General features: G+C 58.3%; 22 protein-coding genes and 1 tRNA gene. 15 read left to right on the forward strand and 8 right to left on the reverse strand.

All coding sequences use genetic code 11. The features are described 5' to 3' along the window. Positions 1-10: 10 nt before the first annotated feature. From pheT to infC, 5 genes are all read right to left on the reverse strand, one after another. On the reverse strand, positions 11-2,425 hold the full coding sequence (pheT, locus tag OOZ53_RS07585; protein ID WP_271088811.1) for a phenylalanine--tRNA ligase subunit beta: 2,415 nt from the start codon (positions 2,423-2,425) through the stop codon (positions 11-13). A 61-nt stretch (positions 2,426-2,486) separates the two neighbouring features. Beyond that, positions 2,487-3,569 (reverse strand): phenylalanine--tRNA ligase subunit alpha, encoded by a 1,083-nt coding sequence (gene pheS, locus OOZ53_RS07590; RefSeq protein WP_271088813.1) that lies wholly within the window; start codon positions 3,567-3,569, stop codon positions 2,487-2,489. 117 nt (positions 3,570-3,686) lie between these two features. Then, positions 3,687-4,088: a 50S ribosomal protein L20 gene (rplT, locus tag OOZ53_RS07595; RefSeq protein ID WP_271088815.1), complete on the reverse strand. Its 402-nt coding sequence runs from the start codon at positions 4,086-4,088 to the stop codon at positions 3,687-3,689. Positions 4,089-4,119: 31 nt separating this feature from the next. Next, positions 4,120-4,320: a 50S ribosomal protein L35 gene (rpmI, locus tag OOZ53_RS07600; protein ID WP_271088817.1), complete on the reverse strand. Its 201-nt coding sequence runs from the start codon at positions 4,318-4,320 to the stop codon at positions 4,120-4,122. 266 nt (positions 4,321-4,586) lie between these two features. Next, on the reverse strand, positions 4,587-5,123 hold the full coding sequence (gene infC, locus OOZ53_RS07605; protein ID WP_271089185.1) for a translation initiation factor IF-3: 537 nt from the start codon (positions 5,121-5,123) through the stop codon (positions 4,587-4,589). Between the two features lie 268 nt (positions 5,124-5,391). On the opposite strand from infC, the gene OOZ53_RS07610 reads away from it, so the two are divergent. The 3 genes from OOZ53_RS07610 (at position 5,392) to OOZ53_RS07620 (ending at position 8,062) form a co-directional block, all read left to right on the forward strand. Beyond that, positions 5,392-6,174: an alpha/beta hydrolase gene (locus OOZ53_RS07610; protein ID WP_271088818.1), complete on the forward strand. Its 783-nt coding sequence runs from the start codon at positions 5,392-5,394 to the stop codon at positions 6,172-6,174. Between the two features lie 134 nt (positions 6,175-6,308). After that, a complete protein-coding gene (locus OOZ53_RS07615; RefSeq protein WP_425499118.1) occupies positions 6,309-6,926 on the forward strand; it encodes a transglutaminase-like cysteine peptidase in 618 nt (205 codons plus the stop codon). Positions 6,927-7,087: 161 nt separating this feature from the next. Beyond that, a complete protein-coding gene (locus OOZ53_RS07620) occupies positions 7,088-8,062 on the forward strand; it encodes a CBS domain-containing protein (protein WP_271088819.1) in 975 nt (324 codons plus the stop codon). Here the strand turns inward: OOZ53_RS07620 and mbfA are convergent. Beyond that, on the reverse strand, positions 8,059-9,042 hold the full coding sequence (gene mbfA / locus OOZ53_RS07625) for an iron exporter MbfA (protein ID WP_271088821.1): 984 nt from the start codon (positions 9,040-9,042) through the stop codon (positions 8,059-8,061). The two genes, OOZ53_RS07620 and mbfA, sit on opposite strands and share 4 nt — an antisense overlap. Before the next feature lie 177 nt (positions 9,043-9,219). Between mbfA and OOZ53_RS07630 the strand changes: the two genes are divergently transcribed. Further along, positions 9,220-10,095: a YiiX/YebB-like N1pC/P60 family cysteine hydrolase gene (locus OOZ53_RS07630; protein WP_271088823.1), complete on the forward strand. Its 876-nt coding sequence runs from the start codon at positions 9,220-9,222 to the stop codon at positions 10,093-10,095. Between the two features lie 8 nt (positions 10,096-10,103). Here OOZ53_RS07630 and OOZ53_RS07635 read toward each other — a convergent pair whose 3' ends face one another. Next, the gene (locus OOZ53_RS07635) at positions 10,104-10,892 is read right to left on the reverse strand and encodes a LytTR family DNA-binding domain-containing protein (protein WP_271088825.1); all 789 of its coding nucleotides are present in this window, start codon (positions 10,890-10,892) and stop codon (positions 10,104-10,106) included. A gap of 106 nt (positions 10,893-10,998) precedes the next feature. Between OOZ53_RS07635 and OOZ53_RS07640 the strand changes: the two genes are divergently transcribed. Both OOZ53_RS07640 and lepA read left to right on the forward strand, forming a co-directional pair. Continuing rightward, positions 10,999-11,514 (forward strand): DUF2306 domain-containing protein, encoded by a 516-nt coding sequence (locus tag OOZ53_RS07640; RefSeq protein WP_333780589.1) that lies wholly within the window; start codon positions 10,999-11,001, stop codon positions 11,512-11,514. A 77-nt stretch (positions 11,515-11,591) separates the two neighbouring features. Then, positions 11,592-13,412 (forward strand): translation elongation factor 4, encoded by a 1,821-nt coding sequence (gene lepA / locus OOZ53_RS07645; protein ID WP_271088826.1) that lies wholly within the window; start codon positions 11,592-11,594, stop codon positions 13,410-13,412. A gap of 541 nt (positions 13,413-13,953) precedes the next feature. On the opposite strand, the gene OOZ53_RS07650 is transcribed toward lepA, so the two are convergent. Then, positions 13,954-14,178 carry a hypothetical protein gene (locus tag OOZ53_RS07650; RefSeq protein ID WP_271088828.1) on the reverse strand — a complete coding sequence of 75 codons (225 nt, stop codon included), beginning with the start codon at positions 14,176-14,178 and terminating at the stop codon, positions 13,954-13,956. Positions 14,179-14,510: 332 nt separating this feature from the next. Between OOZ53_RS07650 and OOZ53_RS07655 the strand changes: the two genes are divergently transcribed. The 9 genes from OOZ53_RS07655 to OOZ53_RS07695 all read left to right on the forward strand — a co-directional run bounded on the left by OOZ53_RS07655 (position 14,511) and on the right by OOZ53_RS07695 (position 24,332). After that, complete coding sequence (locus OOZ53_RS07655; RefSeq protein ID WP_271088829.1) at positions 14,511-15,035, forward strand: methylated-DNA--[protein]-cysteine S-methyltransferase; 525 nt, start codon at positions 14,511-14,513, stop codon at positions 15,033-15,035. A 77-nt stretch (positions 15,036-15,112) separates the two neighbouring features. Continuing rightward, a tRNA-Leu gene (locus tag OOZ53_RS07660) sits at positions 15,113-15,199 on the forward strand. A 155-nt stretch (positions 15,200-15,354) separates the two neighbouring features. After that, positions 15,355-16,539, forward strand: a complete 1,185-nt coding sequence (locus OOZ53_RS07665; protein WP_271088831.1) for a tyrosine-type recombinase/integrase — start codon at positions 15,355-15,357, stop codon at positions 16,537-16,539. Positions 16,540-16,802: 263 nt separating this feature from the next. Next, complete coding sequence (locus OOZ53_RS07670) at positions 16,803-17,789, forward strand: AAA family ATPase (RefSeq protein ID WP_271088832.1); 987 nt, start codon at positions 16,803-16,805, stop codon at positions 17,787-17,789. A gap of 314 nt (positions 17,790-18,103) precedes the next feature. Continuing rightward, positions 18,104-20,137, forward strand: a complete 2,034-nt coding sequence (locus OOZ53_RS07675; protein WP_271088833.1) for a S8 family peptidase — start codon at positions 18,104-18,106, stop codon at positions 20,135-20,137. Positions 20,138-20,300: 163 nt separating this feature from the next. Next, the gene (locus OOZ53_RS07680) at positions 20,301-20,489 is read left to right on the forward strand and encodes a helix-turn-helix transcriptional regulator (protein WP_271088834.1); all 189 of its coding nucleotides are present in this window, start codon (positions 20,301-20,303) and stop codon (positions 20,487-20,489) included. Between the two features lie 228 nt (positions 20,490-20,717). Further along, on the forward strand, positions 20,718-21,269 hold the full coding sequence (locus tag OOZ53_RS07685) for a hypothetical protein (protein ID WP_271088836.1): 552 nt from the start codon (positions 20,718-20,720) through the stop codon (positions 21,267-21,269). After that, the gene (locus OOZ53_RS07690) at positions 21,266-23,371 is read left to right on the forward strand and encodes a type IV secretory system conjugative DNA transfer family protein (RefSeq protein WP_271088837.1); all 2,106 of its coding nucleotides are present in this window, start codon (positions 21,266-21,268) and stop codon (positions 23,369-23,371) included. The genes OOZ53_RS07685 and OOZ53_RS07690 overlap by 4 nt, the downstream gene beginning before the upstream one ends. Positions 23,372-23,513: 142 nt before the next feature. Then, positions 23,514-24,332 carry a replication-relaxation family protein gene (locus OOZ53_RS07695; RefSeq protein ID WP_271088838.1) on the forward strand — a complete coding sequence of 273 codons (819 nt, stop codon included), beginning with the start codon at positions 23,514-23,516 and terminating at the stop codon, positions 24,330-24,332. Positions 24,333-24,740: the final 408 nt, after the last annotated feature.

Below are 24,740 nucleotides of genomic sequence, written 5' to 3' on the forward strand. Positions count from 1 at the left end.
AAAGCATACCCTATCCGCGCAAAACACCACCGGTTTTTTTGCTGACATTTTCAACAATGCGTGCGGCCAGCGCTTCCAGGTCGGCATCTGTCAGCGTGCGGTCCGTCGGCTGAATGTCGACCTCGACGGCGACGGACTTCTTGCCATCACCCAGTGACGGCCCCTCGAACAGGTCGAAGACACGCACATCCGCGATCAGCTTCTTGTCGGCCCCGGCAACCGATGTGACGATCTGTGCGGCCGCGACATCGGCATCGACCACGAAGGCGAAATCACGCTTGAGCGCCTGGAATGGAGAAATCTCCAGCGGCGTCTTGGTGCGGGTCGCCTTGCGCTTCGGCTCCGGTACAGCGTCGATGCGGATTTCAAAGCCGCAGACCGGCCCGTCCACACCCATGCGGTCGAGCGCCTTGGGATGAAATTCGCCGAATGTGCCGAGAACCACTTTCGGGCCCAGCTTGATGACGCCGCTGCGGCCCGGATGATACCAGTCCGGGGCGCCGGCCTCGATCTGCACGCGCGCGACCGGCGCACCGCAGGCTTCAAGGGCGGCAAGCGCATCGGCCTTGGCGTCGAAGACGCCCACGGAAGCAGCCGCGCCGTTCCAGTGCCGGCCGCTGCCTTCCAGCCCGGCGGTGCCACGGCGCACCCCGGCAGCCTGGCGGTGCTGACCGGCATAGGTGTCGTCCTCGTAGATGTCCGAGACTTCGAACAGGGCCGTGTCGCCATGGCCACGGTCGGCATTGCGCTGCGCGCCGGCCAGCAGACCGGGCAGCAGCGACGGCCGCATGTCGGACATGTCCGCAGCGATCGGATTGGCAAGCTTCAAGGCTTCGCCGCCGCCACCGAACAGCTCGGCCTGATCGGCCGGGATGAAGGACCAGTTGACCGCTTCCTGCATGCCGCGGGCCGCCAGGGCGCGCCGGACGGAGCGGGTGCGGATCTGCATGGTCGTCAATATGCGCTCGTTGATATGGGTGTTGCGCGGCAAGGGCTGCGGATCGATACGGTTGACGCCGTAGATGCGCATGACCTCCTCGACGAGATCGGCCTTGCCGTCAATGTCCGGCCGCCAGGTCGGAACCGTCACATTGACCGTTTCGCCCTCGCCCTCGGCCTCGAAGCCGAGGCGCGCCAGAATGGACAGCGCCTCCTCACGCGGCACGTTCGCACCAGTCAGACGTTTGACCTCGGACACCGGAAAGGCGACGATTTTCTCTTCAGGCTCCGCATAGCCGGTGATGACCGGTTGTGACGGCACGCCGCCGCAGAGCTGCAATACCAGCTTTGTCGCCAGTTCCATGCCCTCGGCCATGTAGGCCGGGTCCACGCCGCGTTCGAACCGGTAGCGGGCATCGGTGATGATGCCGAGATCGCGTCCGGTGCGGGCAATGTTGGCCGGGTCCCAGAGCGCCGATTCGATCAGCACGTCGATGGTGTCATCGTCACAGCCGGACCGTTCGCCGCCCATGACGCCGGCCAGGGATTCGACGCCCCGATCGTCTGCAATCACGCAAATGCCGTCATTGACCTCGTATTCGCGCTCGTCCAGCGCAAGCACTTTCTCACCGTCGCGGCCGCGGCGTACGACAAGATCGCCATGCACCTTGCCGGCGTCGAAGACATGCAGCGGACGGCCGCGGTCGAAAGTGACGTAGTTGGTGATGTCGACGAGCGCGTTGATGGGGCGCAGGCCGATAGCGGTCAGCCGCTTCTGCATCCATTGCGGGCTCGGGCCGTTCTTGACGCCCTTGACCATGCGCAAGGCGAAGCCGAGGCACAATGGCTGGGTATCGCCGAACTCCAGCGAAATGCCGACGGGGCACGGATCGGTGCCGCCGGCGGGCGGCGTATGCCCGTCCTTCAGGGTGCCGAGCCCGTAGGCCGCGAGATCGCGGGCAATGCCGCGCACACCGGTGCAGTCGGGCCGGTTCGGCGTCAGGCCGATTTCGATCACCGGATCGTCGAGCCCGGCATAGGCCGCGAAGCTGGAGCCGATTTCAAGCTCCTCCTGCAGATCGATGATGCCCTCATGCTCGTCCGAAAGCTGCAATTCGCGTTCGGAGCACATCATGCCGTGGCTCTCGACGCCGCGGATCTTGCCGACGGCCAGCATCAGGTCGATCCCGGGAATGTAGGTCCCGGGCGGCGCGAAGGCGCCGATCAGCCCGGCGCGTGCGTTGGGCGCGCCGCAGACGACCTGAACCGGTTCGCCGCTTCCGGTATCGACGGTCAGAACCCGCAGCCGATCGGCGTCGGGATGCTGCTCGGCGGTCAGGACCCGCGCGATGACAAAAGGCTTGAGCGCGGCCTTGTCGTCGATCTCCTCGACCTCGAGGCCGATCATATTAAGCGCGTCGACGATCTCGTCGAGCGTCGCCTCGGTATCGAGATGGTCCTTCAACCATGAGAGTGTGAATTTCATCGGTTCATCCGTGGTCTCGGTCAATCGGGCCGCATCGCGGCAATTGGCAGGGTGCGTGCGTTCAGCCGGACAGGCCGGCAAACAGCGTCGGTACGTCAAGCGGCCGGAATCCGTAATGGTTCAGCCAGCGCACGTCGGCGTCGAAGAAGGCGCGCAGGTCCGGCATGCCGTATTTCAGCATGGCGAGCCGGTCGATGCCGATGCCCCAGGCAAAGCCCTGGTACTCGTCCGGATCGAGGCCGACATTGCGCAGCACATTTGGATTGACCATGCCGCAGCCGAGAATCTCCATCCAGTCGGTGCCCTCGCCGAAGCGGACTTCCGCGCCGGAACGGTCGCACTGGATGTCGACTTCGAGGCTCGGCTCGGTAAACGGAAAATAGGACGGGCGAAAGCGCATGTTGATATGCGGCACCTCGAAGAAGGCCTTGCAGAATTCCTGCAGGACCCATTTGAGGTTGGCGACATTGGTCGTCCTGTCGACCACCAGACCCTCGAGCTGGTGGAACATCGGCGAATGGGTCGCGTCGCTGTCGCAGCGATAGGTCTTGCCCGGAATGACGATGCGGTAGGGCGGGCTGTGCCGTTCCATCGTGTGAATCTGAACCGGCGATGTGTGGGTGCGCAGCAGCTTGCGCTCGCCCTCCGCGTCCGGCCGGAAGAAGAAGGTGTCGTGCATCTCGCGCGCCGGATGGCCTTCCGGGAAATTCAGCGCGGTGAAGTTGTAATAGTCCGTCTCGATGTCCGGGCCCTCGGCGATCGAGAAACCCATATCGGAAAAAATGGCGGTGATCTCGTCGACGACCTGCGAGATCGGATGGATGCGGCCGACCTCGGCGGGCGAGCGGCGCACGGGAAGCGTGACATCGACGGTCTCGCTTGCCAGCCGCGCCTCGATGGCCAGGTCATGCAGCGCCGCCTTGCGCTCGGTGATCGCATCGGCGACGCGGGTCTTCAGGCCGTTGATCGCCGGGCCCATGACCTTGCGTTCGTCGGCGCTCATCTTGCCGAGCGTCTTGAGCTTCTCGGAGATGCTGCCCTTCTTGCCGAGCGCGGAGACGCGCACGGTTTCGATCGCCTGCTCGCTGTCCGAGGCGGCTATGTCTGCAAGTATCGACTGTTCGAGTTCTTCCAGATCACTCATCGTTCCTGTTCCTGTTGAACCGTTGCTGTTCAGCATCTTTTCATCAAAAAACCCGCGCCGGCCGTGCCAGCGCGGGTTTCCCAAACTCGTCATGTCATGCTTTGGGAAAACGCTGGCTTAGCGGACAGCGCTTTCAAAAGCATTCGGTGTGGTGTCTTTGAGGTAGGCGAGCGACGCCTTGGCGCTGGCAACCAGCGCACCGAAGGCCTCGGGCTGGTTGATCGCCATATCGGACAGAACCTTGCGGTCGACCTCGATGCCGGCCTTGTTCAGGCCGTCGATGAAGCGGCCATAGGTCAGGCCGTGCTCGCGGACCGCGGCGTTGATGCGCTGGATCCACAGGGCGCGGAAATTGCGCTTGCGGACCTTGCGGTCGCGGTAGGCATATTGTTTCGAACGGTCGACAGCGGCCTTGGCCGCGCGGATCGTGTTCTTGCGGCGGCCGTAATAGCCCTTTGCCTGGGCCAGGACCTTCTTGTGTTTTGCGTGGGCGGTCACACCCCGTTTAACGCGTGCCATGATCTAAGCTCCTTGAATGCTCTGGCTGGCCCTAAAGGCTGTTGGGCATGTATTTCTTCACAATGCGGGCATCCGGCTCGGAAAGAACCATGGTGCCGCGTGCATCGCGAATGAACTTGTTGGATCTTTTGATCATGCCGTGGCGCTTGCCGGCGGCGGCAGATTTGACCTTGCCCGAAGCGGTCAGCTTGAATCGCTTCTTGCAAGACGATTTCGTCTTCATCTTGGGCATTTTGCTTCTCCATTTTGGTCCGCCGATACGGACCGCTTGTTGTTCGCCCCGGCTTGCCGGACCCTGCCGGCTGACCTTTTTGAACGACGCCGACCGTTCGCCCTTTCGGGGTCCTGTCGAATGATCGTTCGGGGACTGGTTTTGCATTCGAAACCGCCACGGCATGCCCTGCCGGACGGTTCGGACGCGGCCTTATAGCGGCCATTGCGCGCGAGCGCAAGCGGCTTGTGCGCCGATTTCCGGCCGTTCCGCGTCTGTGTCGAACTTTATTTGGGCGCGAGAACCATCATCATCTGCCGGCCCTCGAGCTTCGGCTCGGCTTCGACCTTTGCGATGTCGACGGTGTCTTCCTTGACTTTCTGCAACAGCTGCATGCCGAGCTGCTGGTGGGCCATCTCGCGGCCGCGGAAACGCAGGGTCACCTTGACCTTGTCGCCGCTGTCGAAAAAGCGGTTCATCGCCTTCATCTTCACTTCGTAATCGTGGGTGTCGATGTTGGGCCGCATCTTGATTTCCTTGACCTCGACGGTCTTCTGTTTCTTGCGGGCCTCTGCGGCTTTCTTCTGCGTCTGGTATTTGAGCTTGCCGAGATCGAGGACCTTGCAAACGGGCGGCGTGGCGTTCGGCGAGATCTCCACGAGATCAAGTCCGGCGTCCTGGGCCACGTTCAGGGCTTCTTCGATATCAACCTCACCGTGGTTGTTCCCCTCGTCGTCGATAAGCTGCACCCGGGCGGCCCGGATGTCTGCGTTGGCGCGCGGCCCTGTATTGGTGGGTGGCGGCGCTCTGAATGGTCTGCGAATGGCCGTAAACTCCTTGGCTGTTTCGTCTCTGGGTTCGTTTCGTCACTGGCTACGCAAATCGGCCGCACACGCCATGGACGTGTCGGCCAAAGCGGCAATGTCACCATCGCCGCCCGCAAGTCAATAGCATGACTTGCCAAAAAAATCACCAGCGATTGGCCTTCAGCCCCTGCATACGCGGTCGTTACGGTTTACGATCGGCCTCCTGGACGGTAAATCCGCGTCGGCCGGATGTACCGGCGCACAGGATCGCCAGCGGGAAAACACGATGACACAAACAGCAACGCAAATTGAAGTCGGCACCGGGGCGGAGGCCCGCAACATCGCCGTTCGGCACCGGACCGGACCGGCCGACCGGCCCGGCATCGTCTGGCTCGGCGGCTACCGATCCGACATGGCCGGGACCAAGGCCGTGGAACTTGACCGATGGGCAGGGGAACACGACCACGCCTGCACCCGCTTCGACTATTCGGGCCACGGCGAATCCGGCGGCGACTTCAAGCTGGGCACCATTTCGCGCTGGCTGGAGGAGAGCCTTGCGGTCTTTGCGCACAGCACCACCGGCCCGCAGATCCTCGTCGGATCGTCCATGGGCGGCTGGATTGCCCTGCGCATGCTCCAGGAACTTCGGAAAACAGGCAATTCTGACCGGATCCTGGGCCTTCTTTTGCTCGCGCCTGCGCCCGATTTCACCAGCGACCTGCATGAGCCGCTGCTGACGGAGGCGCAAAGAAGCGACCTTGAGGAAAAAGGCTATTACGAGGAAGAGACGCCCTACGGGCCGGACCCGAATGTCTTCACACGCGCGCTGTTCGAGGACGGGCGCAAAAACCGGGTGATGACAGGCATGATCGAGACCGGCTGTCCGGTGCATATCATCCAGGGCATGGAGGATCCGGATGTGCCCTATTCGCACGCATTGCGGCTGATCGAGCACCTGCCGGCCGACGATGTGGTGCTGACGCTGGTGCGCGACGGCGACCACAGGCTTTCACGGTCCCAGGACATCGCGCTGCTGCTCAACGCCGCCGCGCAAATGCTGCAGGACTGATCAAAATGCAACACTCGCCCACGGCTTTGGTAACCATAATTCCAAGTCGGTCGGTTTGTTTGTTGACTTGAGTCCCCTTAGCCCTGTTAACTGTTTGTTAAGGATAACAAGGGCTGAACAGGGACTGGCCGTCTATGAAGGGCGTGATTGTCAGAGCCATGATTGCGGGCTGCCTCGTCGCAGTATCGTCTACGCCGATCGTCATGGCGGCGCAGCCGATCGGCTCGTCCATGGTCGTGGGGGAAATCACCTCGCAGCCCATCGGGCATTATGAATTCTGCAAGCGCAACCGCGAGGAATGCCGCGGCAGCGGAACGCGTACGGCGCCGCCGCGCGTGACCGAATTCGGCTGGACCGTGGTGCACGACGTCAATGAATCGGTCAATTACGCCGTCCTGCCCATGACCGACTACGAGATCCACGGCCGCGAAGAAGTCTGGTCCTATCCGGATGTGGTCGGCGACTGCGAGGATTACGTGTTGCTCAAGCGCGCAATGCTGATCGAGCGCGGTTTCTCGGCCTCCGATCTTCTGATCACTGTCGTCCGCAAGCCCAATGGCGAAGGGCACGCGGTACTGACGCTGCGCACCGCCGACGGCGATTTCGTGCTCGACAATCTGGAGGACGAGGTCAAGGTCTGGACGGAAACGCCCTATACCTATCTGAAGCGCCAGGCATCGTTCCATGCCGGCCGCTGGGTCGACATCGAAAATGGCGACGAACTGATGGTCGGCTCGATCCCGGGCGAATAAGATCCATTGAGCGCGCCGTTTCCGGCGTTTTGATTATCCGGCGATATCTCCTTGCAGCTTCCGACGGTCCGACCCGCAGAATATCGGGCCGTTGATGCACCTATTGTTAATGAAAATTACGCACGATTTACCCGCAACCTTATTCCGGGCGGGGGATATATATGCGCATTTCGGAACTGCTTACGCAGAAATACCAGTTGGAACTGAAATCAATTCAACCGGATCAGAGCCTCTTCGACGCGGCGCACATCCTGTGCGCCTATAATATCGGGGCGCTGCCGGTCGTCGGGCACGGCGACAGGATACTCGGCATTCTCTCGGAGCGTGACCTGGTTCGCTCCATCGTCAAATTCCAGGACCGTTATTTCGGCAAATCCGTTGCCGACATCATGACGACGGACGTGATCACCTGCGGGCCCAACGATCCCATGGACGATATCTACGAATTGATGGTGGAGAAGAAAATCCGCCACATGCCGGTGGTCGAGGGCGAGAAGATCCAGGCGATGCTCAGTATCCGCGACTTCGAATTCGCCCACAGGCGGCTCATGTCGCAGTCATTGGTCGACAGCCTGACGGGCGTCCCGAATTCGCAGTATCTGACCGATATTCTCGATGCGGAATTCAACCGCTACCGGCGTTTTCATACACCGCTTTCCGTCGCCGTGGTCAAGGTTGACCGCTACGACGAGATCAGCACCGATCGCGGCGATGCCGCCTGTGACCACCTGCTGAAATGGCTGGCCGAGATCATGGTCCGCGAAACACGCGCCTATGACAGTATCGGCCGGACCGCCGAGGACCGCTTCGCGATCGTCTTTCCGAACACCGACGGCAAATCGTCTGCGCGCGCCTGCGAGCGGCTGATGCGCGCCATCAGGACAGACCCGGCCGCGCAGGATGGCGGCGCGGACTGGAGCAGCGTCAGCATCGGCCTTGCCCAGGCCGACCGGGAGATGCGCGACGGCGAGCGGATCATGATGCTTGCCGACGAGCGCGCCGAGGCGGCAACAAAAGACGGCGGCAACTGCATCGAAGCCCCGGACGCCGGACCCGCCGACCCGGAGGACGTTCCGGCACAGACAACGCTGCGGGCACGGCGCGAGGCGCTCGAAAACCTTTACGGTACCGACTAGGCTGTACCGATCAAAAGTCCGGCGGCGAATACCAGCGCGCCGCCGAGCACCACTTGGAAAATCGCGCGCGACCAGGGCGTTTCCATGAAGCGGTGCTGGATCCAGGAGATCGCCCACAGTTCGACGAAAACCAGGGCGATGGCGATGGTCGTCGCCAGGACGAAATGCGGGATCAGATAGGGCAGCGCGTGCCCGAGACCGCCAACGGTCGTCATGATCCCGGTGGCCAGACCACGCTTGATGGGCGCGCCGCGGCCCGAGATCACCCCGTCATCGGAGGCGACTTCCGTGAAACCCATCGATATGCCGGCGCCGATGGAGGCGGCAAGGCCGACAAGGAAGGTCTGCCAGGTGTCTCCGGTGGCGAAGGCGGCGGCGAAAATCGGCGCGAGCGTCGACACCGAACCGTCCATCAGGCCGGCAAGGCCCGGCTGGATATAGGTCAGGATCATCTGCCGCCGCTCGATGCCGGCTTCCTTCTGGCGGACATCTTCCGGTGCGTGTGTCTCGGCCAGACCATGCGCCATGGAACCGTGCTCGTGCTCCTCGGCGGCCAGGTCGCCCAGCAGCTTGCGGGTCGCCGCATCCTGTGTCTTCCGGGCTGCCTCAAGATAAAAGCGCCAGGCTTGGCGCTCCATGCGCTCGGCCTCGTCGCGAATCTTCTCGATCGACATGTTCTGCGTCAGCCACAGGGGGCGGCGTTCGATATAGCCGCGGACATGCTCGCGGCGGATCAGCGTAATGCGTTCGCCGAAGCGCTTGCGGTAGAGCTCGATCAGCCTTCGGCGATGATCGTTCTCCTCCCTTGCCATTTCCTCGAAAATCTCCGCCGATGCCGGATAGCTGTCCCGCAAGGCGTCGGCATAGGCAAGATAGATGCGGCCGTCATCCTCTTCGGACGATATCGCAAGGGCGAGGATTTCCTGTTCGCTCAGCGAAGAAAAGGAGCGGCGCACGGCTCCGGTGATACGGCTCAGCATGGTTGATCGTCCTATTTTAGAATAATTCTAAAATAGTCGGGTAGGCCGCACGGTCAAGATCGGCGATGTCGCAGCTGAATTTCGTGTGAGGTCTGTGCCCGTCGCTCTCAACAAGAGTTGTCGCGGCGCGTTGCCAAAGCCCTTGATATCGCGCGCGCGGCACCAAATAGTGGAAATATGGAGAACGACGCGAAAATCGTGACGGCCAAGGACACGCTGCTCGACAGGATCGGCCGGTTTGTCGCCGAGCGCCTGGGCTCCGAAACGTCCGGTTACGAGCCCTATACGCCGTCCGATGCCGAAACGCTGGAGCGCACGCTTCAGCCGGGCGACGTGCTCCTGGTCGAGGGAAACCAGAAAATCTCCTCGGCGATCAAATATCTGACCCAGTCGACCTGGTCGCATGCGGCAATGTTCGTCGGCGATGCCTGCGGCAATCCCAAGGAGGGAAGCGAAAGGCTGCAGCTTGTCGAAGTGGTGCTCGGCAAGGGCTGCATCGCCGTTCCCTTGAACAAATACACCACCTACAATACGCGCATCTGCCGGCCCGTGGGCCTGACCGGCGACGACCGGCGCGCCGTCGTCGAATACATGATCTCGCGCATCGGCATGAAATACGACACCAAGAACATCCTCGACATGCTGCGCTATTTCTTCCCGACACCGCCGGTGCCGGTGCGCTGGCGGCGGCGCATGCTCTCCTTCGGTTCGGGCGATCCGACCCGGGCGATCTGCTCGTCATTGCTTGCCCAGGCCTTCCAGTCGGTGCGCTATCCGATCCTGCCGGAAATTCACCGCGTGCCCGGCCATATGAGCGCGCAATCAACCTATTCGCAGCGCGAGATCCTTCATATCCGGCACCACTCGCTCTACACGCCGCGCGATTTCGACCTCTCGCCCTATTTCCGCGTGGTCAAACCGACGCTGGAACACGGCTTCGACTACAAGCAGCTCAACTGGCACGCGCCTCAGGCGGGCGAGGACGGCGCCGACGCACAGGAAGCCGCGGCGCTGCAGGCGCACGGGCCGGAAGAAACGCAGCCGCAGGAATAGCGGCAGAATCAGCCGGCCGGCAGCAATCCGGCCGCGCGTGCCGCCTGCACATGCGAGCGGCTGATCGGCAGCACCGCGCCGCCTTTCATTTCGACGACATAGCGTTCCTTCTCGCGCCGCGTGCGCGCCACGGCCTCGAGCGCAACCCAGTGCGAGCGGTGAACCTGCAGGCCGGGGACGGGCCGCGTCTCCGAAATCGCATCGGCAAGGCGCATCAGCACGAGCTGGCTTCCCCGGTCGGTCACGACCTCAACGTAGTGGTCCTGCATGGACAGGTGCGACAAAGGCCCGCGCAGCCCGATGGGCAGGCGCCTGAGAAGTCTCGGCGCCGCGTTTTCCGTTTCCTGCGGCAGCGCCTTGACGGCACTGCTATAGAGCCATGCCACCAGCATGCACATGCAAAAATTGAAGGCCGTGCAATAGACGAACAGGATCGCGCGGCTCTGCAGATCCTGCGGCGCACCGATATTGCCGGCCAGATTGATCAGCTCGACAACGGCATAGATCGGGATGCCGCCGATCAGGCCGGCAACGGCGTAGGCCGGCAGGACACCGAGTTTGCGGGCAGGCGTGTGTTCGGCGATCAGCCGGGCATTGAGCCATCCGACGCCGAAAGTGAGGAAGGCGGTCAGTTCCCAATACACCAGCCGGGCCAGCGGATGCATCACTTCATAGGTACCGAACGGTCCTGAAAGTCCGAGAACCAGACCGGCGGCGGCGACCACAACGGCGGTCTTCGGTGCGCTGACGAACCGCCACCATTCGCGAAGCGTGAATTGCAGGGAGCGGTCAGTCACGAAGCATCAGGACCTTTGGCGAAACAGTGATTCAATTCACGAGTCTAGCGGGGCAAACGGCAATGGCAACCGCGCAAACCCCGTTCACGACAGGAAGGAATGTTCATTGGACCCGCTGCTTCAAGCCTCGCCGGCTATCCAGATCCATGTCTATGCGGCCGTCGCCGCCACGCTTCTTGGCGTCTATGTCTTTGCCCGCCGCAAGGGCACGCGGGCGCATCGTCTGGCCGGGCGGATGTGGGTGCTCCTGATGGTGGTGGTGTGCGTGTCGTCCTTCGCCATTCACGAGCTGAACGTGTGGGGTCCCTGGAGCCCGATCCACATCCTGTCGGTCGCCACGCTCGTCTTCCTTGCCCTGGCAATCCGCTTCGCCCGGCAAGGGCGGATCCGCAGCCACAGATGGACCATGATCTCGACCTATGCCGGAGCCCTGCTGATCGCCGGCGCCTTCAGCTTCATGCCGGGCCGCATCATGCATGAATTCGCCGTGAATCTTTCCGCCGCCACCGTGCGGTCCGGCGGCGCGCTGCTTGCCGATTTGCCGCTCATTGCGTGGCCGCTGGCCGCAGCGCTCGCGATTGCCGGCCTGTGGCGCAACCGGGACCGCCTCTTCGGCCGCTGAGGGATCTTTCGGGCGATTGCGCGCCGATGCGCGAAATGGCTTTTCACCGCCCCATGATTTGATCTATAGGGCGTGCCATGACCGCATCATCCCGCATTCCGCTTTCGCGAATCCGCAATTTCTCGATTGTCGCCCATATCGACCATGGCAAGTCGACCCTTGCCGACCGCCTGATCCAGATGACCGGCGGGCTCGCCGACCGGGAGATGTCGGACCAGCTGCTCGACAATATGGATATCGAGCGCGAGCGCGGCATCACCATCAAGGCGCAGACGGTGCGCCTGCACTACAAGGCCAGTGACGGCGAGACCTATGTCCTCAACCTAATCGACACGCCGGGCCATGTGGATTTCGCCTACGAGGTCTCGCGCAGCCTTTCGGCCTGCGAGGGATCGCTGCTCGTCGTCGACGCCAGCCAGGGGGTAGAGGCACAGACGCTCGCCAATGTCTACCAGGCGATCGACAACGACCACGAGATCGTCACCGTGCTCAACAAGGTCGACCTGCCGGCGGCCGAGCCGGAGCGGGTCAAGGAGCAGATCGAGGAAGTGATCGGGCTCGACGCGTCGGACGCCATCGAGATCTCGGCAAAGACCGGCCAGGGCATTCCCGACGTGCTGGAGGCCATCGTGCAGCGCCTGCCCGCCCCCCGCGAGGGCGATGCGGATGCGCCGCTGAAGGCGCTTCTTGTCGACAGCTGGTATGACGCCTATCTCGGCGTGATCGTGCTGGTGCGGGTGATCGACGGAGTGCTGAAAAAGGGCCAGACCATCCGCATGATGGGAACCGACGCCCGCTACCTCATTGACCGGGTCGGCGTGATCACCCCGAAGATGGCCAATGTCGACGGGCTCGGGCCGGGCGAGATCGGTTTCATCACGGCCTCGATCAAGGAGGTGGCCGATACGCGTGTCGGCGACACCATCACCGAGGACAAGCGCCAGACGGAGAAGGCGCTGCCGGGCTTCAAGCCGGCCCAGCCGGTGGTCTTTTGCGGGCTTTTTCCCGTCGATGCCGCCGATTTCGAGGATCTGCGCAGCGCAATGGGCAAGCTGCGGCTGAACGATGCCAGCTTTTCCTTCGAAATGGAGACGTCCGCGGCGCTCGGCTTCGGTTTCCGCTGCGGCTTTCTCGGCCTGTTGCACCTGGAAATCATCCAGGAACGGCTGGAGCGCGAGTTCGACCTCGATCTGATCGCCACCGCACCCTCGGTCGTTTACGAGCTGGTGATGACGGACGGATCCAAGCGCGAGCTGCACAATCCGGCGGACATGCCCGACGTCGTCAAGATCGCCGAGATCCATGAGCCGTGGATCCGCGCGACGATCCTGACACCGGACGAATATCTCGGCCCGATCCTCAAACTGTGCCAGGATCGGCGCGGCATCCAGGTGGAGCTGACCTATGTCGGCGCGCGGGCGATGCTGACCTACGACCTGCCGCTCAACGAGGTGGTGTTCGACTTCTACGACCGGCTGAAATCGATCTCCAAGGGCTACGCCTCCTTCGACTACCAGATCACGGAACTGAGGACCGGCGACCTCGTCAAGATGCAGATCCTGGTCAATGGCGAGCCGGTCGACGCGCTGTCGATGATGGTGCACCGGGCGGCGGCGGAAAAGCGCGGCCGGGAAATGTGTGAAAAGCTCAAGGACCTCATCCCGCGGCACATGTTCAAGATTCCCATCCAGGCGGCCATCGGAGGCTCGATCATCGCACGCGAGACGATCTCGGCGCTGCGCAAGGACGTGACCGCGAAATGCTATGGCGGCGACGCGACCCGCAAGCGCAAGCTCCTTGAAAAGCAGAAGGCCGGCAAGAAGCGCATGCGCCAGTTCGGCAAGGTGGACATCCCCCAGGAAGCCTTTATCGCGGCACTGAAAATGAAGGATGATTGAGGGCTCTTTTTGTCCTCACGGTTGAGCGCGGCTTCGCCGCTAACCTCCGGACGGGGCGCCGCATAAGCGGCGGCACGCAGTCGCGTGCGTTTGGTGGTTTGCTTTAGCATACGCATGAGCGGGCCTTCGGATGGCTGGGTTGTTTCCACTCACGCGCCGTACCAGTCATCAAAGATGGCAATTTTATTTTGCGCTCACGCATGAGCGGCCCTTCGGGCCTATGCTCCGCGAGGGCGGGCCACTGGGCCCGACGCGCAGTCGCGCTTGCGGTGCTTCGCACCGAAATCTCTTACCTCGATAATCTTGCAAGGGAAAAGGACCCGAAGCGCGGAGCGCTTCGCAAGGCCGACCGGCCGTCGCCGCTTTTGCGGCGCGCCCGCGCAGGCCAGCCGCGCAGCGGCGGTACGGCCGTGAGCGCCAAAAACGAGAAACCCCCGCCATGGAAAACCATAGCGGGGGTCCCGGCAAAAGCGCCGGTCAGCCAGTTGCACACATGTTCCTAATATTGCCCGTAGGGAACATGTGAGAGGGGTAGCGCCAATTACTGGCTGGCCAACGCTTCGTATTCGGCTACCGTGAGGACCCCGTCCCCGTTGCTGTCTGCCGCCGCTACGGCGTCAGGTGAGACTTCCGGCAGTGCTGCCGCTGCTTCTTCCATCGTCACTGCGCCATTGCCATCGGCATCGGCGGTGTTGAAATCGACCATCGCGGCCGAAGCGGCCATCGAGAATGTCGAAAGGCCCATCGCCAAAAGAAGCTTCTTCATCGGTACTCTCCTTGTACTTTACAGAACGGATCAAACTGCTTGGGAGGCGATCCGTCCGCCCGGCCCCGCCGGACAGGGAAAAGACTGGCCCCGATTTGTGGTTTCAAATGGGAGGAAAAAAGGCCCGTTCAGGATCATTTCTGGACAAAACTAAGGGTAACCGTGATTAATATAACTTGTTGAAATATTTGGGTTACTAACCAAAGTTGAAGACCTTTCAACACCCGGTTGGACCGCCCGTCTAAGCTGCGGAAATGGCAGTATAATTCAACGGCGAACGGATGACGTCCTGTGAATTGACACGGGCTGCGGCCAGGGGCAGGATTCGCCCCATGACGAATCTCTCGCAAGCCGCCTCCCCCGACCCGTCGGCCCCAGCAAATACGGTCGAACATGTCGCTCATGTGGAGACGCCCATCGGCCTTGTCGTCGTCATTGCGCGCGACGGGCGGATCACACGGCTCCTGTGGGGTCGCGAGACGTCGGATTACACGCCGACGGAAGAGACCGAACTACTGCGCGAGGCGGCCCGGCAGCTTGTCGACTATTTCGACGGCAAGCGCACCCGGTTCGACCTGCCGCTGGAACTCTCGAGCAGTCCTTTCGAACGCCAGGTGCAGGAAAAGATGCTTGCCATTCCCTATGGCGAGACGCGCACCTATGGCGACATCGCGAAAGAGCTCGACACCTATGGCCAGCCGGTCGGCCAGGCCTGCGGCGCCAACGGGATCCCAATCATCGTTCCGTGCCACCGGGTGCTTTCGGCTACCGGCCTCGGCGGCTTTTCCGGCGCCGGCGGCGTTGAGACGAAAATCCAGCTGCTCAAGCACGAAGGCGGCTTCCCGTTCCTGCTCTGACGCCGGCCGCGCGGCCGCCAAATAAACCATTGACAGAAACCGGCCACCGCCTTACATCACGCCGGCACGATTTGATTGCCCAGATGGCGGAATTGGTAGACGCGCCAGCTTCAGGTGCTGGTGACCGCAAGGTCGTGGAGGTTCGAGTCCTCTTCTGGGCACCACTCATCCTTCTCATAGCTGCTCTTATCGATTGATTTTTAAGCATTTTTGTGCTGTTCTGTTGAACATAGCAAAACATGCGATACCCCCATTTCGCCCAAGATTCTGGGGTACGGATTTGGGGTATCCGCAGCAAATATGTGAAAGGATACCCCACTTGGCCCTTTCCGAGTTCGCAATTCGCAAGGCCAAACCCAGCGAAAAGCCATACAAAATGTATGATGCGCTCGGATTGTTCCTTATGGTCAATCCCGGCGGTTCAAAACTGTGGCGGCAAAAATATTCCTATATGGGCAAAGAGCGGCTGCTAAGCCTCGGCGCGTATCCAGCTGTCTCCCTCGCAAAGGCCAGACGAAAGCGGGATGAAACACGCGAACTTCTTGCCGAAGGCACCGATCCGGCGGCACAAAAGAAACTTGATAAATTGGAAGCTGAATTGGCTTCCCGGACTACATTCAAACTGGTCGCTGAAGAATATATCGAAAGCATGTCGGAGCGTGAGTTGGCGCCGGCGACGATGCGTAAGAAGAGATGGTACTTGCTGGACCTTGCTAAGCCCATCCATAACAGACCGATCAACGACATCACATCTGCCGAACTTCTGTACCTCCTGAAGAGCATCGAAAAAAGTGGGCGACGAGAGACCGCCAAAAAGATGCGCGGGGCATTGTCGGGAGTATTCCGTTTGGCCATCGTTACGTTGCGAGCTGAGAATGACCCCACATTTCCACTGCGGGATGCTCTGCTACCACCTAAGGTTACCGGCCGTGCAGCAATCACCGATGAAAAGCAGTTCGGGAAATTGCTGCACAGCTTTGATGAATTCACTGGCTGGCAGATTATCGTGGACGCCATGCGATTTCAGATACTCACTATGACACGCCCCGGGGAAACCAGAGGCGCTAAGAAAGGTGAGTTTGATCTGGAGAAACGGGTTTGGAGCATTCCGGCAGAACGCATGAAGATGCGCCGTGAACACAAGGTGCCGTTGTCCAAGCAGGCAATGGCGATTGTGGAAGCAAACTGGCCGACGATCGATGGTGTGGAATTGTTGTTCCCGTCGCTGGTTTCAAACCGCAAATGGCTCTCTGAAAATGCATTCAATTCTGCTCTTAGGCGAATGGGATGGTCGAAGGAAGAAGTCACTGCCCATGGCTTCCGAGTGACCGCTAGCACCATACTCAATGAACGGGGACATGATCCAGACGTAATCGAAGCCGCGCTTGCTCATCAGGATAAGAATGTAATTCGGAGAACATACAACCGCTCGACGTACTGGGATCAGCGAGTTGAGCTTATGCAAATATGGGCGGATCTACTGGATGAATTTCAAGAGGATTAGTTACACAAACCAGAGATTTCAGTTTGGCTGCAAACAGCCCGTCGCGCCTGCAATGTAGTTACACAAGGTGAGCAGCAAAAGTAGATATTCTGCCAACCAAGACGACTCAATCGATTGGACCACGTGGCTTGAGGCGATTGGTCACAGATGGACTTGGACATCTTCCAATGCAAATGAGACCGTTTGAAATCCGTCGGATTAACCGAATATTATGTGGTTCACGCCAACAACTTACGCTAGAATCGGGGCAATGGAGGGTGTTCATGGCTCGTGGTGAACTAATGAAAAAGTTATTGCTCAACTATGGGCGGGACAAGGAGTTTCGGTCCGTCGTAGAGCAAATCATTGTCGAAGAAGAAAAAAAGAACAATAAGGTGCTGGCACGCGGTCTTCGCAAGGCACTCGATACGGTTGCAAGCACGCAAGAACCAAAAAACCTTAGCAGGCTGGTCCCGTTTCCCGATGAAGCGAACGAGTTTATTCAGCGCGTCGAACCTCGCTACAGCCCGCAAGACATTCAGTTGAGTGCGGAGAACATTAGTCTCTTCAAGGGCCTGATCGATGAATTCCGCAAGTCTGACCTTATCAAGCGACACGGCCTGCCCGTGCGATCGAAGCTGCTGTTTTGTGGCCCGCCAGGAACTGGTAAGACGTTGTGCGCCGAGATATTCGCTGGCCAACTCGGACTACCTTTCTTCCACGTTAAGCTTGACCGACTAATCTCCTCATTCCTAGGCGAGACAGCCACAAACATCCGAAAAACATTTGAATTTGCACGCAGGCAGCCGTGTGTTCTCTTTTTTGACGAATTCGATGCAATCGCCCGTTCCCGCGAGGAAGGAAGTGATCACAGTGAGTTGAGACGCGTCGTGAATTCACTTCTCATCTTTATCGATCAGATACAGCCAGGCGGTTTTCTGATAGCGGCAACAAATTTGGATGGGCAGCTTGACCCCGCCCTATGGCGCCGTTTCGACGAGGTTGTGTGGTTCGATCACCCTGACGAAACAATGACACGGAAGTACCTCACGAACGCACTCAAGAATTCGAAACTTGATTTCGAGATCGAAGATATGGTGCAGGGCACTATGGATTATTCCTATGCAGAGCTTGAGAAGATCTGCAATCAGGCAAAAAAACTATCTCTTCTAGATCGCAGAAAATCCATCTCAAAAAAGCATTTCCGTGACGCCATTCGCTACGCTGACCGGCGCAGAATGCGCATTCGCAAATTAACCAGCAAGCCGTGAGATGAACTTTGGCTCAACACCAACACCTGCCTTTGGTGCGCCTTCCCCAGAATTTTGAACGACGAAAAACAGGAAGAGCGCCTGCAGCTCCGCACCGTGGCAGTGGGCATGGACGTCGCGTTCGGCAGGAAGTGGACACAGTTATCCAGCAACAAAGGGCGCAGCAACGGCCCCCGCGTTTTGTGGATCCTGCGCTAATCCTTCGCGTTCAAATGAGCGGTCTTACGATGGAGCAGGATTGGGAGGGCCTCGGCCTAACGGTCCTATCTACAGATGACGACAACACTCTTGTGCTCTTCGCCTCGACTGACGACTTGGAAGACTTCCGCGCACGACTCGATGCATATGACGGTCCCATCCCAGACGGTCAGCAAAATCGTAGATATGCCGGATTCATCGATCGAATCGGCGATGTCGGAACGATTGAGCCGAGAGATCGTCTTGGCGTCCGTGCGAAAGAAGAGGGGTTTGTTGAAGTCGATGATTTCCAAGACGACACCGAATATGTCATCGACATAGAGCTTTGGGAATTTGGTCCACAGGCCGCACGGCGCGCACTTGCCGAACTTATCATCGAGTGGGTTGAGGATCAGGATGGCGAACTCTATGACCACTACAGCGGGCCTTCGATCACGATCATCCGCGTTAACGCCCGTGGAAGCATAATTCTCCCCATTCTGGCAATACCTCAGGTCGCTTTCGTGGACTTTCCACCTGTGCCGGACATTACCACCGATCCACCGGAGGAATTTGTGATCGATGATGTGCCGCCTGTCGCGGCACTACCAGACGATCTTCCGGTTATTGCGGTTCTCGACACGGGTGTGAACGACCATCCACTGCTTGTCGATACTATTGTCGTGCGGGAAGCCTTTCCAGCAGAACTCGGACAAGCGGACGTGAACGGCCACGGGACGGCGGTTGCAGGAGTGGCCGTATTTGGCGATCTGCGAAACCAACTCGATGAACCTGAGCTTCAACCAGCTGCGCGAATCATTTCAGCCAAAGTCGTCACTGACCAAGCACAATTCTATGATCGACGTACCTTGCCCACGCAGATGCGTATTGCAATAGAACGGCTGAGACAGGACTACGATTGCCGAATCTTTGTTCTTTCGCTTGGGGACATCAAGGCGAAATTCGAGCGTGGTCGCGTCGGGCCATGGGCTGCGACATTGGACGAGCTAGCACGCGAGCTCGATATCCTTATTCTTGTCTCCGCAGGCAACCGAGACCCACGTGGTGGCACGCGGCTCGAACAGGCAATCACACAGTATCCCCAATACCTTCTCGAAAACGGTAATCGTATTTGCGAACCTGCTGGGGCCGTGAATGCACTTACTGTCGGTTCGATCGCGCACTCAAACGGTCTCGGACCACAGCATCTGTTCGATGCGCATACTCAAGCCATTACCGAACCTGGTGAGCCCTCTCCTTTTTCCAGATCAGGACCTGGCGCAGGCGGCATCAAAAAGCCTGACTTCGTGGATTATGGCGGCACACTCGTCTTCGATGGTGTTGCGGCGCGTCTGCAGCGTGCCCCCACCCTACCAAATGCTGGGCTGCTGACAACCAATGCGGATTTCCTTCGGCAAGCGCTTGTTAGCAAAACCGGAACATCATTCTCTGCTCCGCATCTCGCAAACAAAGCTGCAAAAATCTTGCGTTATCATCCGGGCGCATCTGCCAATCTGTTGAAAGCACTTATGGCAAGCTCTGCAAGAGTGCCGGAAGCGGCCTTACGCCGCTTGAATGGCGTGCCTGAGACTGAACAGGATCAGATCTACGGCAACGGTTTGGTATATCCGGCCACAGCCGCTTTTTCCGATGACCACCGAGTGGTTCTATACGCCGAGGACAGCCTTGGCATAGACCAATTTGCCGTCTATCACGTGCCAATACCCGCTGAGTTCCAAGGTATCGGGCGTCGCTGGATCCATGTGTCCTTGGCGTTCGATCCTCCTGTGAAACGCACCCGCGCAGAATATGTCGGGACACGTATGAACTATCGTTTGATACGAGGATGTCCGGTCGACGACGTGTTTGAGCATTTCCGCACTCACGCCGGAGAAGATACGAGCGCTCCAGACATCGACAGCAAGTACAATTGTGCATTGAAGCCGGGGCCCATGCGCCGAGACCGCAATACTTTGCAAACCTCAAGCGTGAAATTCGCGCAAGCAACATCGCAATATGGGGCAGACTATTATCTTGTGGTGCGTTGTGTTGGAGGATGGGCAGCGGAACAAGAACTCCGGCAGAACTATGCTGTTGTCGTGGAGCTAGAGCACGAAGACCAACTTCAGCTTTACGCTCGGATACGGCAGCGCGCGCGCCTACGCACTTAAGTTCTGTCGATACTTGTTGGGCGTACTAAGCCAACATGATCACTAACTCGATTTGCAAGTGTCTCCAAAATTTTACCCTTTCTGTTGATCTGCTACATTCCCTTCACCCTAGGGCATCAACCCCGGGGCATCGCGATGCTCCTCAACTTGAGGAGTATTCGTGATGAAACTGTTGAGCAAGCGTCAAGTGAAGGAGATGGTTCTGTATTCTCCCCAACACATTGCGCGCCTGGAGGCTGCCGGCCAATTCCCCAAGAGGGTACAGCTGGGCTGCAACCGGGTCGGATGGATTGAGGAGGAAGTGCTGGACTGGCTCCAGGAACGCATCGACGCCCGTGATCAACAAGTCTGACTCTCCTTTGGTGAGAGCGAAGAGGACTGGTGGTAACACCAGTCCTCTTTTTTGTTTCGACTGTTTTTCTTGGGGGATAGGCAGGGGGATACGGTATCCCCAAGCATTCAACAGTTATTCCGATCCTCATTGTTGCCTATAGTTGAACATAGCGGTACTTTTCAACCTGGAGAAAGTGTCAGGAATCACAGAGAAACAAACGGTTTCTTTGCCGGGCGGGAGGGTGGAATGAATCTATTACTCGATCGGGATCAGAATGCCGCTTCGATCTTTTCGCTGATACCATTACGAGTTGGTAGCGGGGTGACCTTTACACTTCACGCGACTCTCGAGCTTGACCAGGAAGAAGAAGCGCTGCTTCAGAAATACAATCTGACCAAAGCGCCATTGGTGATCAGTGATCCGATCGAGGATCTCAAGCAAAGTTTCCGTCCGGCCTTGTTTCTTGGCCTGATAACTTTCGTGGTCATCTGGTTTATTGCCAGTTTTTCAACTGCCCTGGGACTGGCGATCCTAGTGACACTCGTAATGACTGGAGTTTATTTCAAGACACTGCGTGAGCAGATCATCGTCAGCGAGCTGCTGACAGGTGGCCGCAAGTTCCGTTGTGATAGCATCGTCGCGCTGATCGAAAAGGAAGCCTATCTTGAATATATCTGCGGCTTCCTGCGGCAGGTCCTTGAAAGTGCTAAACACTGGCATGACCGTGAGGCGCTTCCAATTCCGCCGCTGAAAAAAGAAGAAGCCAAGCAGGCCGTATTAAAGGCACTACATAGATGAGCTTTCGTCCCATCTTTGAAGGATGGGATATTCCGGGCCGCGTATCGCGAAGCATCCGGCGAACATTTGCGGGAATTGGGCTTAACCGTGATACGCGCGGCGCCCACACGCTTTCGGAGGCTTTGCGCTGGAAGCTGCGCGCCCGGAGTCTAGATACTGAAGCCGGTCGCTATGCATTTGCCGTCGCTGTGGCCGACGGCGTTATCGTCGATTGCGGCGGTCAAATTGAAAGTCCGTTTCGGGACCACTTAGCCGCCATCATGTTTGACGTCATCGACTATGAAGGCTGGTTTGCAGTTCCGGATTTTTCTGCAACCATTGAGTTGAACCGGTCGGACCTCTGGAAACTGGAAGACCAACTGAAGCGCGTGGAAACAATTTTCGATCACCTGGACGAGGTTTCGACACTGGCAGTGGGGTTCCTTGGCACGCTCATTCAGCCACTGATCGGACAGCATCCAGAACTTCTTCGTGCAGTTGATTCCGGTTCCAGCGATATTTCCTTTGAAGTCAACCTTCTGGATCTGCTGTATCAGGTTCCGGAAACCGTTGAACACATGATGCAGGTGCCGTTTGCTCCCGATCTGGAACCGCTGGCACTCACGCCGCATCTTAAAGAGCGTCTCGACTACAACCTTCATAATGCGTCCGGCGGTGTACCGGGTGATGAGGACAGCATACGAACGCCGAATCTTCCCACCAGGCAGTCCTCCATTATCGACGAGAGGGTGCCGGAAGCCTATCTTGATGGAACACCGCTGCTTAAGTTGTTTGACTATCCGCTGTCGATCAGCCTGCCGCAGCAAACGCGGTTTGAGCATCAGCATATCGTGGCCGGTTCGGGACACGGCAAAACCCAGACCCTCCAACATCTCATCCTGCACGACCTTGAAGCCGTGGCGGCCGGTGAAGCCTCGATTATCTTGATGGACAGCCAAAGCGACCTTATCAACAATATCGCGAGACTGGAGCTTTTTGCACCGGGACAGCCGCTGTCGGATCGGCTTGTATTGATCGATCCAACCGACCTTGAGTGGCCCGTGGCACTCAATCTGTTTGATGTTGGTCTTAATCGTCTCGACCAATACTCGCAGCTCGATCGAGAGCGACTGACCAACAGCATTCTGGAGCTTTATGATTTTGTCCTTGGCTCCCTGCTTGATGCTGGAATGACGCAGAAACAGACCGTCATTTTCAGATATATCACCCGGCTGTTGCTCCACATTCCCGGTGCAACCATTCATACCTTACGCGAACTTCTGGAAGATGGCGGCTATGATCGGTACCGCAGCCATATCGAAAAACTGCAGGGCTCAGCCCGTGCGTTCTTCGAGAACGAGTTCAATGGCAAGGAATTTTCCAGCACAAAGCGCCAAGTACTGCGCCGCCTCTACGGCATTTTGGAAAACCAGACCTTCGAGCGGATGTTTTCGCATCCAAAGAGCAAGCTTGACCTGTTTTCCGAAATGAATGCCGGCAAGGTGATCTTGATCAACACCGCCAAGGATCTCTTAAAAGAAAGCGGTACTGAGATTTTCGGTCGGTTCTTCATTGCCATGATCGCCCAGGCAGCCCAGGAACGGGCGGTGCTGAAGGTTGAGGATCGTTTGCCCACATTCGTCTACATTGATGAGGCCAATGACTACTTCGATCGCAACATCGGCATCATCCTGAGCCAGGCACGCAAATACAATGTGGGGATGGTACTGGCGCATCAGTTCTTGGGACAACTGGATGGTAAGCTGCATGAAGCCATCGCAGCCAATACCGCAATCAAGTTTGCCGGTGGGGTTTCCGCCAAGGACGCACGAGCGCTGGCGAATGATTTACGCACCGATGCCGCATTCATTGAGAAGCAATCCAGGCTTGCTTTCGCTGCCTTCATCAAAGGACAAACTGAACGGGCGGTTTCTCTTGCAATCGAACCAGGGCAATTGGAGCAATTGCCAAGAATGTCCGATGAGGAGCGAGACCTCCAAAGGGACATGATACGGCAGCGTTATGCTGTCCACCATTCAGAAATTGACACTGGTGCCGATCCAGTGAAAACAACCGCAGAAGAGCCGGATGAACTGGATGATGGGGAGCCTCAGGCCTGGTAAGTTAAAAAAATTGCAAAAAACGCGTCTCATCATTGATCAACATCGTCCGTCGCTGCTGATCATAGCAGCATATATCGCTCGGTGACGCCGCCGGAAAACTCTGCTTGTTGAGGGTTAACACCTCAAAAGGGAGCCCTCCAACATGCCTTTCGACTCTCTCGGCCGTCGATCACGTTTCAAGCAAACCCGCACCGGAAAACGCATGGTGTTTGGCCAGCGGGACATAGATATCTTGCGTTGGCTGCATCGGTATCGGTATTTGCGGCAATCACATCTACAGATGCTCATCGAGCCGAAATCGAAGAAACGCTTTGTAGAACGTCTGGGTGATCTGTTTCACGAAACTGGATACATAAATCGGCCGGCGCTCCGGCATCATTGGTTTGACGCCCGTTCGAGTCCGATGTTCTACGAAATCAGCAATGCAGGTGTCGCGTATCTCGAATCAAATGGACTGCTGCCGCACCGTGCCGTGACATTCTCGCGTAGATCGCGTTACTCCTATAATCCGCAATTTCTCCATACCATGATGATCATCGAGACCCTCACCAGCATCGAGTTGGTCACGATGCAAGAGCCCAACCAGCGGTTCGTGCCATTCGATGAAATCATGACCAAGGCGCCGAAGGGAACAAAAGATGCTGCAAATCCGTTGTCAGTTCCGGTTACGATATTGCCGTCCAAAAGCTTCCCTATGATCAAACGCAAGATTGAAACCCAAATCATTCCAGATGCTCTCTATGGCATCGAATACCAGATCGATGGTGAAAACAGATACCGGTTCTGGGCGCTAGAATGTGAACGTAGCAGCCCCGCCCGACGGTCAACCGCTCATGCGTCCAGCACATCCCTCAAATCAGCAGCGTACCATGAACTTATTCGGTCGAGGAGCTTCAGAAAGCACTGGGGTATACCGAATCTCAAGCTGCAGTTGGTGACATGTAGGGTCTGTCACAATTAATGCGCCTCTGACAGTTCAAGCCAATTTTGCACTTTGATTGTTGAACTCATGCACTAGATGCTCACCTCAATAGAGTTGTCAGCAGTCAGAAATGTCTGGGCTTTAAGTCGGATTTTCTTCAGTGGCAAACCGAGCCTACTAGCTTTTTTTACGCGACGTGCAGGAACCCGCGCAAATGTGTTCAGACCGTCAACAACCTCGTAGAGATTCATGAGAGTCTGCGCTGGGCTCGATTGCTGGATCAGAGTTTCGGCAATTAGCTACGAGCCTCAGCGGGATACTGCAGTGTCACTTTAGTACGGTAAGTCAACATGCGTTTGATTTGGCGCGGACTTCTAGATTATGCGCGTAGGCAAAATGTATTGGTATGGAGGTGGAAAACTCACATAGCTTTCGAAGGCGGTGTAA

The organism is Allohoeflea poritis, from assembly GCF_027889715.1.
Lineage (GTDB): Bacteria > Pseudomonadota > Alphaproteobacteria > Rhizobiales > Rhizobiaceae > Hoeflea_A > Hoeflea_A poritis.

Bases quoted from the DNA above. Each gene is read 5' to 3' on its own strand.
- pheT (WP_271088811.1), bottom strand. From the start codon at position 2,425: ATGAAATTCACACTCTCATGGTTGAAGGACCATCTCGATACCGAGGCG.
- pheS (WP_271088813.1), bottom strand. From the start codon at position 3,569: ATGAGTGATCTGGAAGAACTCGAACAGTCGATACTTGCAGACATAGCC.
- rplT (WP_271088815.1), bottom strand. From the start codon at position 4,088: ATGGCACGCGTTAAACGGGGTGTGACCGCCCACGCAAAACACAAGAAG.
- rpmI (WP_271088817.1), bottom strand. From the start codon at position 4,320: ATGCCCAAGATGAAGACGAAATCGTCTTGCAAGAAGCGATTCAAGCTG.
- OOZ53_RS07610 (WP_271088818.1), top strand. From the start codon at position 5,392: ATGACACAAACAGCAACGCAAATTGAAGTCGGCACCGGGGCGGAGGCC.
- OOZ53_RS07615 (WP_425499118.1), top strand. From the start codon at position 6,309: ATGAAGGGCGTGATTGTCAGAGCCATGATTGCGGGCTGCCTCGTCGCA.
- OOZ53_RS07620 (WP_271088819.1), top strand. From the start codon at position 7,088: ATGCGCATTTCGGAACTGCTTACGCAGAAATACCAGTTGGAACTGAAA.
- mbfA (WP_271088821.1), bottom strand. From the start codon at position 9,042: ATGCTGAGCCGTATCACCGGAGCCGTGCGCCGCTCCTTTTCTTCGCTG.
- OOZ53_RS07630 (WP_271088823.1), top strand. From the start codon at position 9,220: ATGGAGAACGACGCGAAAATCGTGACGGCCAAGGACACGCTGCTCGAC.
- lepA (WP_271088826.1), top strand. From the start codon at position 11,592: ATGACCGCATCATCCCGCATTCCGCTTTCGCGAATCCGCAATTTCTCG.
- OOZ53_RS07650 (WP_271088828.1), bottom strand. From the start codon at position 14,178: ATGAAGAAGCTTCTTTTGGCGATGGGCCTTTCGACATTCTCGATGGCC.
- OOZ53_RS07655 (WP_271088829.1), top strand. From the start codon at position 14,511: ATGACGAATCTCTCGCAAGCCGCCTCCCCCGACCCGTCGGCCCCAGCA.
- OOZ53_RS07670 (WP_271088832.1), top strand. From the start codon at position 16,803: ATGGCTCGTGGTGAACTAATGAAAAAGTTATTGCTCAACTATGGGCGG.
- OOZ53_RS07680 (WP_271088834.1), top strand. From the start codon at position 20,301: ATGAAACTGTTGAGCAAGCGTCAAGTGAAGGAGATGGTTCTGTATTCT.
- OOZ53_RS07685 (WP_271088836.1), top strand. From the start codon at position 20,718: ATGAATCTATTACTCGATCGGGATCAGAATGCCGCTTCGATCTTTTCG.
- OOZ53_RS07690 (WP_271088837.1), top strand. From the start codon at position 21,266: ATGAGCTTTCGTCCCATCTTTGAAGGATGGGATATTCCGGGCCGCGTA.
- OOZ53_RS07695 (WP_271088838.1), top strand. From the start codon at position 23,514: ATGCCTTTCGACTCTCTCGGCCGTCGATCACGTTTCAAGCAAACCCGC.